The following is a 13,631-nucleotide window of genomic DNA, read 5'->3' as shown; positions in this document are numbered from 1 at the left end:
ATCCGTAAATCTTTTAACTTTTCACGTTTAACGTTTAACGTTTAACGTTTAACGGCCTCTAAGGCCTCTAAGGCCTCTAAGGCCTCTAAGGCCTCTAAGGCCTTTCCGGATGAAGCGCCCTTGAAAGGCCGTAGAGCATCTTCGTCAGGTCATTCAGCTTTTGTGCCAGGTTTTCTCCCGTCGCTTTATCGATATAACCCACCATGGTTGCAAGTTCAAGCTGGGTATCCAACTCACTCGCCGAGCCTTGGGCAATACCAATGAACTGCAAAAACTCTTTGTTTCCTCTGCGTCCAGCACCCTCAGCAATATTGCTTGGGATAGAGGTTGCAGCACGTCGCATTTGCGAACTCAGGCCATAAACTTCAGACCTGGGAAAGCTGGTTGTAATTTCGTAAATATCTTTTGTCAATTGCATCGACTTCTGCCAAACATCCAATTTTCTATGCGGCCTGATATCCATACCCCCCCCCTGAGGAACTGTGAAACGTAATTCGTGAATCGTAAAACGTAATTCGTAAAACGTAAATCTTTTAACTTTTCACGTTTAACGTTTAACGTTTAACGGCCCTTACAGCCTTTCCGTCCTCTCTTCTTATTTCGCAAATACCGCGTCTTCCAGCAGCACCTTGAAGCTGTGCCCCATGCCGACGGTGTGATCGCTGCGCAGGATGCCGGTCGCCGTAACGACATCGCCCAGATTTGCCGTTTCGCTGGTGACCGTCATCACCTGGTTATCAGGCTCGCTACCGGTCCCATCGGCCAGAGCGATCCAGTTTTTCCCCTGGATATTGCTGCTGACGCGGATGACCCGGGCGGTCAGGCTGACGGTTTTGCCGGCCAGGTCCTCACGGGTGGCAAACAGGTCAGCAACCGATATCTGTCCGGGCTGCTGCACGATCAGGGTGGTCGGAATGGCTACCTCCTTGGGCTCTGGCGCTGTTTGCACTATGTCCGTGTCTCCCGGAACCTCAACCTGGTTAGAAATGCGGATATTGGTCACCAGCAGAATCTCCGGGAAGGTATGATTCATGGCGGCACTGTGAAAATCGCGCATGAGCAGGCCGCCAAGAAACTCAATCTGATCGCCGACAGCGATGTCGATGAAATTGGCGGCGATCCAGTATTGTTCCCCGCCTTCCTCAATCAGCATCATGGTGTACTTGCCCGCATGTTTACCCATCAGCACCGTACCGGTACGCACGTCCATGGCCAAGGATGATCCGGCCCAGAACAGCAAAAGGAGGAGCAGGAGGGTATTGGCGGTTATTTTGACATTCATCGTTGAATCTCCAATCGGTTAGTAGGTTTTCGGGCTGTGCTCGACATTGTGACAATTGAGGAAACACTGTCCGCTAAAGGTACCAAGCTTTTCGTAGTAGAGGCGTCCCTGGGCATCGGGACGGACTATGATATCATCAGCAACCGCACCCGGATACTGCCCGGTGGCAAAGTTGATCAGATGGCTGTTGTTGAGTTCCGTCCCCCCGTCGCGATAGCTGACGCCATGGGGATCATGACAGACGGCACAAGTGACCTGGTGGGTAGAAATATGAAGTGAATGTGCGCCAAAACTGTTGTTATTGAGCACGTTGGTGCGGTCATGGCACTGATAACAGAGAGCATAGGCAGTCATCTCGCTCGTCATCGGTTCCAGGGGGAAGGAATCTTCCGTTTCGTAGGCCTTCACCAGCAGATAGGGGTTATCCGAGCCGTGGGGGCCGCGCGGGCCGTTCGGGTTGCTGTTGCCGTGACAATCGCCGCAACCGATCAGCCACTGATCCTGGGTGTCGTAGGGTGGCAGCAAACTCGGCGGGGCCGGGCGACCAGCGCGTGAGCGAAAACTCGCCAGCGGGTGGAACGAGGGGTTGGCCGGATCAAAAGCAAAGCGCAAATTCTGCTGATCGACCTGCCGTTGTAGCGGCTGTGTGCCGAGAAAATTGGTATCGGCGTGACATTTGAAGCAGATTTCGTACTCGTAATCGGCGCTTTCCAGCTGCTGGCCACTCAAAGAGATGCCGCTGACGCCGCGGGTGGGACCGGCTGCTGCGCGTGGTTGACCGATTTGCGTTGGTGGCTGCGCGCTGTTGGCCTGATGGGGGTTGTGGCAGTCGGTGCATTCCACGTGCTGCGTCACCAGATCGGTACTGAAATCTTCGACCGGATCATGAATGCCGAAATAATCCTGGACGCCATGGCGAAACTCCTTGAGCAGTTCACTGTTGATATTGGAGGTGGCGACATGACCGCTATGGCAGGCCAGGCAGTTATCCTCTTCCGCAGCATACAGCAGCAGCCGCTCGGAGCTGCCGGCGGCATGGGAGACATGGCAGTTAGCACAGCCGTTCTGGGCGACGGTTGCGTAGTCAGCATGGGGCCAGGGGTTAGCCCCCTGGTTGTTCCAGGTGGCGGTCGACAGGGCATGGCTGGAATCGTCCCAGCCGGTACGGTTGTGACAGGCGCTGCACAGGGCCGAATATTCATTCGACATCACCATGAATTTGCCGAAGCGATTATCGTGCGGGTCATGACAGGCGGTACACTGCAGTTCGCCGCGTCCATCAAGATGCACCTCCGGCGGCAGACTGTCGGGATGGCGCAGCTGGCTATTGCGCATGGCCAGATCATTGTCATAGACGAAAGAGATCGGATGATCATCCGACAGGTCGGTGCCCAGGCGCGAACGAAACCCTTCCGGCATAAAGCGCACATCATCGTCAAACACAAACTCCGGCCGGGTCAATACCGCGCCCAGGGCGATGGTGCCGTCGTGGCATGAGAGGCATAGCTTTGACGCTCCCGTCGGCTGCCCCACCGCCGCATGCAGGGTGGAGCTGCTGTAGGGGATATAGTCGGCACGGCTTAAGCTGCGGTTCCACAAATAGGGGAACTCCGGGCTGGCATGGTGCGGGGTATGGCAGAAAATACAGATTTCATCGGCGTTGGATTTTACCGGTCCCGGCCCGGTCACCGACAGGTTGTGCTTGGTATCGACGATGCTGCTCGACGCCCACAACGGCAGGGCCAGCAGTGAGAGGATGGCAACAACTCCGCAGAGGTTTCTGGTCATGGCAGTTCTCCTCCCGCAAGAAACTGGAATATCTGCACCCGGTCATTGTAGGTGTCAGCGACATAGATGCGATCATGAGCATCAATAAACAGGCCGGAGGGTAACCAGAACTGCCCCGGTGCCTGCCCCGGTTCGCCATAGGCCATGAGCAGGCGGCCATCAGGGTCAAAGACCTGGATATTATCAAACAGGGTATCAAGTACGTGGATATTCCCTTCCGAATCAACCCCGATCGCCTTGGGGCGGGAAAAATAGCCCGGACCCATGCCGGCACTGCCAAAGGCGAGGAGAAATTCTCCGGCGGCAGAAAACACCTGGATGCGGTGATTGAGGGAATCTACCACATGGATGCGTCCCTGCGGCCCGACCGCCACCGCCACCGGGCCGTTGAACAGCCCTTCTTTCTCTCCGCTTGCGCCAATGTGCCCCTTGAGCTGCAGGGTGTCAAGATCGATCCGCATAATGGTCGCCTGTTCAGTGTCAACCACCAGCAGTTCAGCGGTTTGCGGGTGAATCGCCATGCCGGTCGGACGCTTCAGCTCCGGGTGACTGATTGCCCCCAGCGCCCGACCCTTGTCCCGGGCAAAGATGCGGACCAAACCGGCCTCGGCATCGCTGACGAAAAAACGCTGACGCGATGCATCGATCGCAATATCAATGGGCATGCGCAAGCCGGTCTGGGTTGCCGGCAGCAGTTGATAGCGATCAGTCCCGGGATCAAACAGGTGCAGTGCGCGGGTGGCCTTGTTGACCACGTAGATGCCCCCGTTACCGTCGCCGGCAACCCCGTGAGGGCGTTCCATCGGTGGCTCCTGGTGACCGGACAGCCCCCGCCAGAGGCGCTGCATCAATGGACCACGGATGTTCAAATCGGTCGGGGCGCTGAGGCTGTGCAGATAGGTAATGCGGGCGATTTCCGGTGCCGCCGGCCAGCGCAGGTAGCCTGCATCGTGGCTTACCGGCGGCGCCGGTGCCAGACAGCCGCCAATGAACAACATGGACAGCAACGCCAGCCGGATCAGACGCCGGCTATGAGACATAAATGAGTGTTCAGATCGACAGGTCATCAGTTCAGTGCTCGTTTCAGGGACAACAGCACGCTGTTGTTGATGGTGCTGGTCCCGTCATGGGGTCTGCGTTCGTTGCGGTAGCGATAATCGGCGGCCAGCGTGATCCACCCCAGACGATACTCATAACCGGCTGAAAAAATATATGTTTCCAACTTCTGATCCGTGGTTTCTTCACGCCGGCGGATCGTTGACCTGCTCTGGTAGCTGCCGTCGAGTTTCAGTCGGCTGTGCTGGTCGAGTTGGCGCACAACATTACCACGGATCAGGATACGTTCCTCATCACGGGTTTCCATGCCAGTCTTCGAGGTTCTGCTGATGTCCGCTTTGGTGTAGCGACCACTCAGGGCGGCACTGGTGTTGCGCCCCAGGCGAATACTGCTCAATAGCCGTACACTGTCCTCGCTGCGCTCCTCGAAAAACTCCTCATTGCTGTCAAGGTGCTCGTATTCCCACTGCAGCCTTAACAGACGGTCCTCCCGCAGCTGAATATCAAAAGCGGCAAGCAGATTGTATTGTTTGCTGTCTTCGTCGCTGTGTCGTTCTTCATCTTCGACCAGCCGTTGCGCATACCCGTCGGTCTGCTGATAAGAGGCGCTGTTGGTCATAATTGAGCCGCCGGCAAAGCGTTTGACCAGCCCGGCGGTAGCATTGTAGCTCTCGCTGGCAGTGGTTGCGCTGCGCGAATCGCTGTAGCTGCCGGACGTGTTGAGGATGATGCTGCCGAAGGGGCGCGCCCAGCCGAACCCGACAATGTAGGAGCGATCATCCTCAAGCTCGTCGGGGGGAATGCCCGAGATAAAATTCTCTTTGCTGCGCTGGGTCTGGCCGTGGATGTTCCAGTAGTGAAGAAAATCAAGGCGGCCACCATAGGTCTGGGTCCGGGTGGTGGCATCGTAATTGTCAGTCAGCAGATAATCGTAACTGACGCGCAGTTGTTCCAGCGGCGGGTCACCAAAGATCTGTCCGAGAGGATCGGCGCTGAGGGTAATGAAGACCCGGTCGCCCTCGAAATCGATCTCGTAGTCCGAACCCAAGTTAAAAATTATATCGCCGTCGAAGGACCGCAGCTCAAGGGTGTCCCGGTTAATCCGCTGAGCATTTTCACCCAAGGTCAGCTTGCAGGAATCACTACTCAGCTCGTCGCAGCCTGTCAGGTCGAGAATCTCAGACCCCCCGGTTACGAAACGCTTATCATAGCGATATTCCTGACGTTGATAGAGATTCACATTCCCGGTGGGAATCCGGCGGTTATAGTTCATGTCGAAATTTCCCTGGTAGGTGTCCTGGTCACGGGTGGAGCCGATCTCCCGTTGGGCGCGGCCCCGCAGGGTGGTTGTCAGGTTTTCGTAGAGCTGGTGGCGCAGGCCGCTGTTCAGCTCAAAGCGCTGCTCCCGTTGGTCGTTGTTGCGCTGATATTCGTATCTGGCCGCGTAGTCGCTCGTTAGGTTGGCGCTGTGTTCACGATTCCATAAGAGTTCTTCGTTCAGGCGCAGGTTGTCATTGCGTGTGCCGAACTGTGTTTCAGTCCAGCGCCCGCGCAGGCGCGAAACCAGCCGCAATTGCAGATCCTCGGTCAAAAACAGGGTGTTCTGAAACTGTCCGTTGGTCACTTCCGAGCGGCCATCCCTGACGCCGCCGCTGGTTTGGTCGAGGCTATAGCTGGCCGACAGGCTGGTGACACTGCGCTCTTTGATCTGGGCGCCGTCAATAAACCAGGAGTCGGTGTTGGTGGTGCTGGTCGGCGCGTCGGCGGTCGTGCGATCAGTGGTTTGATGGCGGTAGCGGACGCGCAGGGGAAAGCTCTCCTGCCACCAGGGCAGGGTCAGCGAAAGACCATAGCGGGTGGTATCGAGCTCGGTCGTGATCCCGAAGGTACTGGCTCTGGTCTCTCTGGTGCTTTCGGCAAAAAACTCTGTGGCAAAGGGTTTTAGCGCGAGCAGGGTACCATCGATGCCGTATTCCAGGCGCACCCTGTTGCCACTTGAACGGCTGCCGTCGCGGGCGCGGCGCCGCTCCTGCTCCCACGACGGGCTTAAACTCAGGGTGTAGTTAATCAAGGCCGGGTGATAACTGAAGCCACGGGTCGTCATGGTGAAGCCTTCGGTAAAGCGGTGGGTCGAGGTGGTGGTGGTCGATTGCGGTGTTTTGCGCGTAAAGTCTTCGTAACGGTAACCCAGGTTGATATCCCATTTCGGCATCTCGTGATAAGAAGGAAAGGGGCGCTGCAAAAACAGCCCGCGGGCATCGGCAGCAACCGGGAACATCAGCATCAGCAGCGCCATCACCATGATTCCGCGGGGCGTTGCCGGAAGAATAAAGAATGTCGATCTCTTACCCCGCACCCTAAAATAGTTCCTCGTAATCCCAAGAAAGCATCAGTGCGTCCGCCCCTAAGTGCGGATTGTGGCACGACAGGCAATCGCTGACTCCGGCATGAAGATCCTGGGAATGGATCAAGCCGTCATCATGACAGCTCAGGCATAACTCATCCGCCGTGCGGCGCAGCATGGCCGGTTGCGCACTTAAGTGCGGGTGATGGCAGCGCAAGCAGTTATCCGCCGGCCCGTGGAGCCAGAGTCCGTCGTTGCGCGCCCGCTCAGCGGTTTTTTCGGCATGACAGGCAACACACATCTGCTCACGGGTTTCGACAAACTGGCCGACGACAATCCGCGTTGGTCGTTCGCCGGGGTTGCGCGGCGGTACCATTTCATGGCAGCTGCCGCACTCACCGGCAGCGTAAGGTCCGTGATTCCAGCCGCCGGAATCAAAGCGGGAGGGGAAGTCCTGGCGCACAACGATGGCCTCTTCTGCCTGCAGGCGCTGCAGCTCCTCTTTCCAACCCAAGGGGGGCACCCCGGTAAACAGAACGGTCAGCACCTGATGGCGCGCCTCGGGGCTGCAACCGACTGCCGCGGGCAGCAGCGCCAAAAACAGCAAGATCAGCCCCAAACGCCTGATATGCAAGAGGGAAAACAAGGTCATCAAGCCGTCATCAGTTCAAGGGGGGTCCGATCCACTTGCCGACGCCATAGACATTGATCTTGTAGTCACCGAGCTGATTGCCGACGTAGACCAGATACTCCACTTTAAAGTCTTTATCGAAGTAAGGCTTGAATAGGTCAATGTTCTCGTAGGAAATGGTCAAGGGCGAAGGCAAGTACATATAGCTCGGGGCATGACCAAAGCCGCCAAAGAAGAAGACCAGAAACTGTGACGGGTCATGGAAAATCTGGACATTTTCAAAGGCCGCATCAACGGCGTAAAGATACCCGTCGCGCGTTACATCGATCCCCTTGGGGCGGGCAAAACCACCGGGGGTCGAACCGGGGTAACCGAACATGTGGATGAAGTTACCCTCGGCATCAAACTTCTGCACGCGGAAATTCAGGGAATCGGTGACATAGAGGTTCCCTTCATGGTCGACGCGGACGTGGGTCGGGCGATCCAGTTGCCCCTCCTCACGCCCCCGTTCACCGATGGTGCCTTGCAGCTCACCCGTCTCACGGTCGAACACCTTGATGTTGTAGGCGGAATGATCCACCACGTAGACGCGATCGCCATAAACCGCTACATCCAGGGGCTGCTCGAGGGTTTCCGCACCGCCGTAAAGGCGCAGATATTTGTCTTCGCTGTCAAAGGCCAGGACCTGGCGGCGTTGGCTGTCGGCCACATAGAGAATATCCTCGGCAACCGTCAGCCCCCGGGGCTGGCGTAACGCCGTCGCCCGTTCGCTCGGCAATGGCCGGAATTCCTTGTTGGCAAAATCAACAACAATCACCATGTTAAAACCAACGTCGCTGACATAGAGGGTGCCCGGGCGGCTGGCGATGGCGTAGGGGCGGCTGAAGCCCCGCAGCGCATCCTCACCGGCGACAAAGGCGCGCATCCCCGAGGTGGTCTTGCCGATATCCCCTTCGTTGGAGATAGTCGTCAAAAATTGCATGCGCGGTTCGATGGGCAGTTCCGGATAAAATTTTGTTTCCAGCTGTTTTGCCGGCGGCGCACAACCGAACAGAGCAAACACCAGCAGGGGGATCAAAAGAAAAGTTCGTGCCATCGGTCAACTCCTTGAAAGATAAAGTCAGGATGAGGAAAACAGAATATAGAATACAGAATACAGAATTTAGAATATAGAATATAGAATTCAAAATACTGCTTACTGCTTACTGCTTACTGCTTACTGCTTACTGCTTACTGTCTTTAAAAAAAAGATTCAACGCAGAGCCGCTGAGATGGAGAGGCGCTGAGAAAACCTTTTTTTGGGTTGAAGACATAAGCAAAACCGATGCCAGTCTGCTCACTGCTCTTTTCAACCTGAAAACACTATTGAACGCAGATACACGCAGATGTTACGCAGATAAATTCTTAAATGAGGTTTTGACCCTATCCGCGTTCATCTGCGTTCATCTGCGGCTATAAAATTTTTCATTGTGTCATTCCTGCTACCAATCTGGATCCTGCGACTGCGCGCAGGATGACACAGGGATAAACTCCCCACTCCCCACTCCCCACTCCCCGCCCCTAACCTACTCCCACGGCGTGGTCCGCAGGCGGTTGTTCACCGGTGTATCGCGATCGTAACTCACCTCAATATGGCAGGCGGTGGCGCAGGTGCCGCCGCCGGCGGTGGCCGTGAACCGTTGTCCGAGAAGGTTTTTGCCGAAGCTGAAGCGCTCACGCACCAGCGAGGGTTGTACCGAGGCATGGCCCGAGTGACAGGCGTTGCAGGTGCGCCCCTTGTCGCGGTTGGTATGGCGGTAATGGAGATTGAGCTCGCCATTGCGAAAATTGGTGGCCGAGGTGCTGCGTAAATCCTCAAAAGCGCCGCTGTCATGGCAGTTAAAACAAAAAGCGTAAGCCTCTTCGCTATAAGCGGCGTAGATGCCGCTGGGATAGGCATCATTGAGCAGGCGCGCGTGCTCACCGGCGTGGGGCAGATGACAATCGCTGCAGCGACCGTCCTCAAAGGGGAAATGCTTGAGTTGCTCCTCCCCTTCAAACAGCGGTTGGATCGGCACCAGGGGGCGACCATCGGCAGCGTTGAGGCGGCGACCATGGCAACTGAAACAGAGGTCCGGTTCGGCCGCCTTGAGCAGGTTCTGCTGGGCGGCGCCATGGGGATCGTGACAGCCGGCGCAGTTGCCTTCCTTGATCGGGCCGTGGATCAGGGCACCGCTGAACTCGGCGTGGCATTGCAGACACAACTCCTTTTGCGGGGCACTCAGCAGTTTGGGTTCAGCGGACACATGGGGCAGATGGCAGCTGGAGCATTCGCCAAACTCCACCGGCATGTGGCTCGAACCGCTCGCGTCAAAGGGCCCATGGCACTGAAAACACAGCTCCGGTTCAACGGCGCGCAGCAGGCTCGGCTGATCGGCGCGGTGGGGGTCGTGGCAGTCACTGCAACTGCCTGAGGCCACCGGAGCGTGGGCTTTTTGTTTGCTGTCAAAGGGCGCGTGGCAATCGAAGCACAGTTCCCCCTGGGGCCGGGTCAACAGCGCTGCCAGGTCGGACTGATGGGGGTTGTGGCAGGTCAGGCAATCGCCATCGGCGACGGGGTAATGCAGCTCACCGCTGCCGGGGAACTCACCATGGCACATGGAGCAGACGCCCTCACCGATGTTGGCAGCAAAAGGGTCAAAACCATGGAGATCAGGGTTGTCCTGGGCATGGCACATGGTGCAACTGTCGCTGTCGGCAATAATACTGTGAATCACCTTTTTCTCGCTCAGTTCAGCATGGCAGTCCAGACACGCCATGCCGTCAAGTTCAAAGCCCGCAGAAACCATCAGGGGCATCAGCAAAAAAAGGCCGAACAGCAGTACTGATCGAAGTAAAGGGTGCCGGTGAGTTCGGTGAGTTGCTATCACGTGATCTGACTCTCCTGTGATTGCTGGATTGCTGCGGTGACAATGGTGATGCTCAACGCACCAATGCACAGAAGCCCGAAAGGATCCTGTGCACGGGTGCTTGTAAAGATGATACTACTACCTACTCCCTACTACCTACTACCCATATATTCACTTATTATGACAGGTCAGACATAACAGCGAAGCATGTTCTGCCCCGCCCTGACCTTCACGGATGCCGGCCCGCAGCACCTGCGTATTGGGTACCGAGACGCGGTTATGGACATCATGGCACGAGTGACACTCGACCCGCCCCTGTTCAAGAGACAGGGCGACGCTGCTCAGGTCGTACCAGGTTTGGTCGGCGGGATCGTGCAAGCCGCCGTTGGTGCCGATCTTGTCGTTATCAACATATTGCAGGGAGATCGGGTGGTGACCGCGCAGATCCAGGTTGCTGCCATCCTTCAGGGCGCCGATGACAAAACGGCCGGTCAGCGCCGTATCCATGTCGCCGTTGCCATTATTCGGGCCGTCACCGAAGGCATCCAGGGCGACGGTGCCGTCATGGCACGACAGGCACAGCTTGGAGCGGCCGATGGGTTGATCTTCAATCGTTCCGGCCATGCTGTTGCTGCTGTACATGCTGTATTCGGCGGTGCTCATCTTGTGGTTCCATAACAGTCCGGAGACGTCGGCGTCGCGCCACAAGTCAAGACCGCGATCATGGGGGGCGTGGCAGACCCGACAGACTTCGCCACCATATTGCAGTGTCCCGTTGTTCCAGTCTTCGCCGGAAAAGTCATGTTTGCTCCCCTTGATGCCCAAGCCGTTGCCGGCGCTGGCGACCAGGGGGAACGCAAGACAGATCAGTAACAGTGGCAGATAGTTCCAGTACGCTTTTTTCATTTTATTCCCCTTCCATCATTGATGCACTAAAAGGGGGAGAGGGTTGTTCCTCTCCCCCTTCGGGGTGTCAGCGGTTCTGCGTTAAGCGCAGAAGCCCTGCTGTTACTTGTTGTGGCAGCTCAGGCACAGACCGGAGGGGTCGCCACCGCGGTTTTCAGCCAGGCCCTGACCGGCACGGTTGAGGCGGGTGCCGACAGCGTTGACGTCCTTGGAGTCATGAACATCGTGGCAGGAGTGGCACTGAACCATGCCCTGCTCAAGCACCATATCTACAGTCGGGGCGCCGGTCATTTTTACCAGGTTACCGAACACTTGGCCGTCAGGGATATGCAGACCACCATTGCGGCCGACCTTGGGGTTTTCGTCATAGAAACCGGCGGCATAGGCGACGGAAATCGGGTGGGTACCCATCAGGAAGTCATTATCGCTGCCGGTACGGCCCGGTCCGATGGTGAAGCCGTTGGAGAAGCTCTGAATCAGAACGGCATCAGGATCAGTAGCTGGCTTATCTTGCTGACCATCAAAGGCATTGAGGGCGACGGTGCCGTCATGGCAGGAGAGACACAGCTTGGATTTGCCGATGACTTGATTGGAGATCTCACCTTCGAGGGATGAGCTGGCATACATGGGGTAATCAGCGGTTTGGCTCAAAGCATGGTTCCACAGTAGCCCGGTTTCACCAACCTCTTCGCCCCAGCTGCTCCATGCAGTGCGGCCCTTATCGTGGGGTGCGTGACAGACGCGGCAGATTTCGCCACGGTAGTTCCAGCTTTCGTCACGGTTAGGTATGAGGTTATTTTCGGCGTCAAGTGCTACTGAACCATCTCTGTTGTTGGTGAAATCGTGGGCGCTGCCGACGATGCCGTTGGCCATGGCGCGGGCGTCGGCATCGGTGGCAACCAGAGCGGTTGCGCCGAAGGCGAAGGTTGCGACCAATGCGAATACTAACAGTTTTCTCATTTTGTTTCTCTCCTTGTTCCATGTGTCATGGTGGCAGGTGCGATGGGATCACCTATTTGATCGTCACCGCTGGTTTGTGTGTCTTTGCACAGTGCGTTGTGTGCATGCCTTCCCTTTAGCAAGCGTGATGCCAACTTTTAAAAAAAAGGGTAAATCGCCAAAAACAGGGGCCGTAGAATTATCACTGGAATGGTAATTAATGCGTTCTGCTTGTCGCAAACTGTTCAAATACCAACATAGTGAGCGCTAATGATGTCTTAACCAGCTGATATTACAATGCATAACTCGGACATTGCGCAATCTGTTCAAATCCCGACAGTAAGCAGCCGCCACGCCGTAGAGCCATCAACGCCAAACCACAGGCGCTTTTAGCGCCGTTGGGTCTGTTCAATTTCCGACAGTTGCAGGGTGACCAGCGCCGGAGTATGGTTGAAAAAATGTGAATCACAGAGCCAGAGGGCAAAGAATGAAAGGCGGTGAGCCGTGAGCTGTGAGCCGTGAGTAGACGCCACCCCTGACGGAAGTTCATGCCTGTGTCATCCTGTAATGCCTGTGTCAACCTGTAATGCCTGTGTCATCCTGTAATGCCTGTGTCATCCTGCGCGCAGTCGCAGGATCCAGATTGGTAGCAGGAATGACACAATGAAAAACCTTATAGCCGCAGATGAACGCGACTAGGGACTAAGACTTGCTTGGCTTGATCTGCGTAACATCTGCGTGTATCTGCGTTCCCTATTGTTTTCAGGTTGAAAAGAGCCGTGAGCGGTGAACAGTGAACAGTGAGGGGTGATGCTTTACCCTTAAAAAGGTTTTCTCTGCGGCTCTGCGTTACATCTTATTGCCCTTAAATTGAAAGGAATGGTGGTATGACATTGATAGGACGCTACTTGCTGGTGGTGGTATTGTTGGGGGTTCCGCTGAGCGGGTTTGCTGAGATTGTACGGCCCGGAGTCACTGATAGGGTCAGTGCTGAGGTCCTGTTCGCTGATCTGGCAACAGCCGATGTGGTATTTGTTGGTGAATCCCACGAAAAACCGGAGCATCGCCGGTTGGCAGTGGCGATTATCCGTGGGGTACAGCGGCACAGCGCTCAACTGACCATCGGCCTGGAGATGTTTGAACACGGTGCCCAGGGGGCGCTTGATGCCTGGCTGGCGGGGGAACTGGACGAGGAGGGGTTTCGTGAGGTGTATGCCGAAAACTGGTCGTACCCCTGGGAGCACTACAGCGAGTTGCTGCTGTTTGCCCGCGCGCACAACATCCCGTTGCTGGCAATCAACAGTGACCGTAACGTCATCCGCAAGGTCGGCCGCGAAGGGTTCGCGGCCCTTGATTTTGATGATTTGTTGCGCGTCCCCGCCGCCATCAGCGCGACCCTCAACCCGACCTACGACGCCCTGATGGAGGAATTTTTCCGCCCCTCCTTCGAGGCCGTAACGCGCGAGCGTAATTTCAGCTATTTCAAGCAAGCGCAAGGGGTGCGCAACAGCGGCATGGCCCTGACCATCGCCCGTTACCTGAAGCAGCATCCGCAGCGCACCCTGATCAGCCTGGCCGGCATCTGGCACAGCATCAACAGCAGCGTACCGGTGCAGTTGCAGGAAGGCGGCCTGACCACCCGGGTGGTGCTGCCGGCGGCGGACGGGTTCGCCGCCAACGACCCCCGCACCGCCACCGAGGCCGATTACCTGATCGACGATGGCGGGCTGTAGGCAGCAAATACGGGGACATAATACCAATAACGGGGGTTATTGGTTTATGTCCCCGTATTTGCTG

Annotated in this window: 11 protein-coding genes; 1 reads left to right on the top strand and 10 read right to left on the bottom strand. The window is 56.5% G+C overall.

Annotated features, from left to right (window positions below; translation table 11 throughout):
• Window positions 1-94 precede the first annotated feature (94 nt).
• From ICT70_RS08385 to ICT70_RS08340, 10 genes are all read right to left on the bottom strand, one after another.
• Window positions 95-463, bottom strand: a complete 369-nt coding sequence (locus ICT70_RS08385) for a four helix bundle protein (protein WP_191155471.1) — start codon at window positions 461-463, stop codon at window positions 95-97.
• Window positions 464-595: 132 nt separating this feature from the next.
• Entirely contained in the window at window positions 596-1,282 is a 687-nt protein-coding gene (locus ICT70_RS08380; protein ID WP_191155469.1) for a hypothetical protein, read from the bottom strand.
• Window positions 1,283-1,300: 18 nt separating this feature from the next.
• Window positions 1,301-3,070 (bottom strand): cytochrome c3 family protein, encoded by a 1,770-nt coding sequence (locus ICT70_RS08375; protein ID WP_191155467.1) that lies wholly within the window; start codon window positions 3,068-3,070, stop codon window positions 1,301-1,303.
• Entirely contained in the window at window positions 3,067-4,110 is a 1,044-nt protein-coding gene (locus tag ICT70_RS08370) for a 6-bladed beta-propeller (RefSeq protein WP_224746919.1), read from the bottom strand. The genes ICT70_RS08375 and ICT70_RS08370 overlap by 4 nt, the downstream gene beginning before the upstream one ends.
• Before the next feature lie 26 nt (window positions 4,111-4,136).
• The gene (locus ICT70_RS08365) at window positions 4,137-6,422 is read right to left on the bottom strand and encodes a hypothetical protein (protein ID WP_191155465.1); all 2,286 of its coding nucleotides are present in this window, start codon (window positions 6,420-6,422) and stop codon (window positions 4,137-4,139) included.
• A gap of 61 nt (window positions 6,423-6,483) precedes the next feature.
• Window positions 6,484-7,122: a cytochrome c3 family protein gene (locus ICT70_RS08360; RefSeq protein WP_191155463.1), complete on the bottom strand. Its 639-nt coding sequence runs from the start codon at window positions 7,120-7,122 to the stop codon at window positions 6,484-6,486.
• A gap of 10 nt (window positions 7,123-7,132) precedes the next feature.
• Complete coding sequence (locus ICT70_RS08355; protein WP_191155461.1) at window positions 7,133-8,197, bottom strand: NHL repeat-containing protein; 1,065 nt, start codon at window positions 8,195-8,197, stop codon at window positions 7,133-7,135.
• 469 nt (window positions 8,198-8,666) lie between these two features.
• The gene (locus ICT70_RS08350) at window positions 8,667-10,010 is read right to left on the bottom strand and encodes a cytochrome c3 family protein (RefSeq protein WP_191155459.1); all 1,344 of its coding nucleotides are present in this window, start codon (window positions 10,008-10,010) and stop codon (window positions 8,667-8,669) included.
• A 150-nt stretch (window positions 10,011-10,160) separates the two neighbouring features.
• A complete protein-coding gene (locus tag ICT70_RS08345; protein ID WP_191155457.1) occupies window positions 10,161-10,895 on the bottom strand; it encodes a cytochrome C in 735 nt (244 codons plus the stop codon).
• Window positions 10,896-10,997: 102 nt separating this feature from the next.
• Complete coding sequence (locus ICT70_RS08340; protein ID WP_191155455.1) at window positions 10,998-11,855, bottom strand: hypothetical protein; 858 nt, start codon at window positions 11,853-11,855, stop codon at window positions 10,998-11,000.
• A gap of 866 nt (window positions 11,856-12,721) precedes the next feature.
• On the opposite strand from ICT70_RS08340, the gene ICT70_RS08335 reads away from it, so the two are divergent.
• The gene (locus tag ICT70_RS08335; protein ID WP_191155453.1) at window positions 12,722-13,567 is read left to right on the top strand and encodes a ChaN family lipoprotein; all 846 of its coding nucleotides are present in this window, start codon (window positions 12,722-12,724) and stop codon (window positions 13,565-13,567) included.
• The last annotated feature ends 64 nt before the right edge of the window (window positions 13,568-13,631 follow it).

It is taken from the genome of Pelovirga terrestris, from assembly GCF_014773365.1.
Lineage (GTDB): Bacteria > Desulfobacterota > Desulfuromonadia > Desulfuromonadales > Geopsychrobacteraceae > Pelovirga > Pelovirga terrestris.
The sequence above is the reverse complement of the archived record's forward strand: the minus strand, read 5'-3'. Positions and strand labels throughout refer to the sequence as shown.

Coding starts and splice junctions, on each gene's coding strand:
- ICT70_RS08385 (WP_191155471.1), bottom strand. CDS start 463: ATGGATATCAGGCCGCATAGAAAATTGGATGTTTGGCAGAAGTCGATG.
- ICT70_RS08380 (WP_191155469.1), bottom strand. CDS start 1,282: ATGAATGTCAAAATAACCGCCAATACCCTCCTGCTCCTCCTTTTGCTG.
- ICT70_RS08375 (WP_191155467.1), bottom strand. CDS start 3,070: ATGACCAGAAACCTCTGCGGAGTTGTTGCCATCCTCTCACTGCTGGCC.
- ICT70_RS08370 (WP_224746919.1), bottom strand. CDS start 4,110: ATGTCTCATAGCCGGCGTCTGATCCGGCTGGCGTTGCTGTCCATGTTG.
- ICT70_RS08365 (WP_191155465.1), bottom strand. CDS start 6,422: ATGGCGCTGCTGATGCTGATGTTCCCGGTTGCTGCCGATGCCCGCGGG.
- ICT70_RS08360 (WP_191155463.1), bottom strand. CDS start 7,122: ATGACCTTGTTTTCCCTCTTGCATATCAGGCGTTTGGGGCTGATCTTG.
- ICT70_RS08355 (WP_191155461.1), bottom strand. CDS start 8,197: ATGGCACGAACTTTTCTTTTGATCCCCCTGCTGGTGTTTGCTCTGTTC.
- ICT70_RS08345 (WP_191155457.1), bottom strand. CDS start 10,895: ATGAAAAAAGCGTACTGGAACTATCTGCCACTGTTACTGATCTGTCTT.
- ICT70_RS08340 (WP_191155455.1), bottom strand. CDS start 11,855: ATGAGAAAACTGTTAGTATTCGCATTGGTCGCAACCTTCGCCTTCGGC.
- ICT70_RS08335 (WP_191155453.1), top strand. CDS start 12,722: ATGACATTGATAGGACGCTACTTGCTGGTGGTGGTATTGTTGGGGGTT.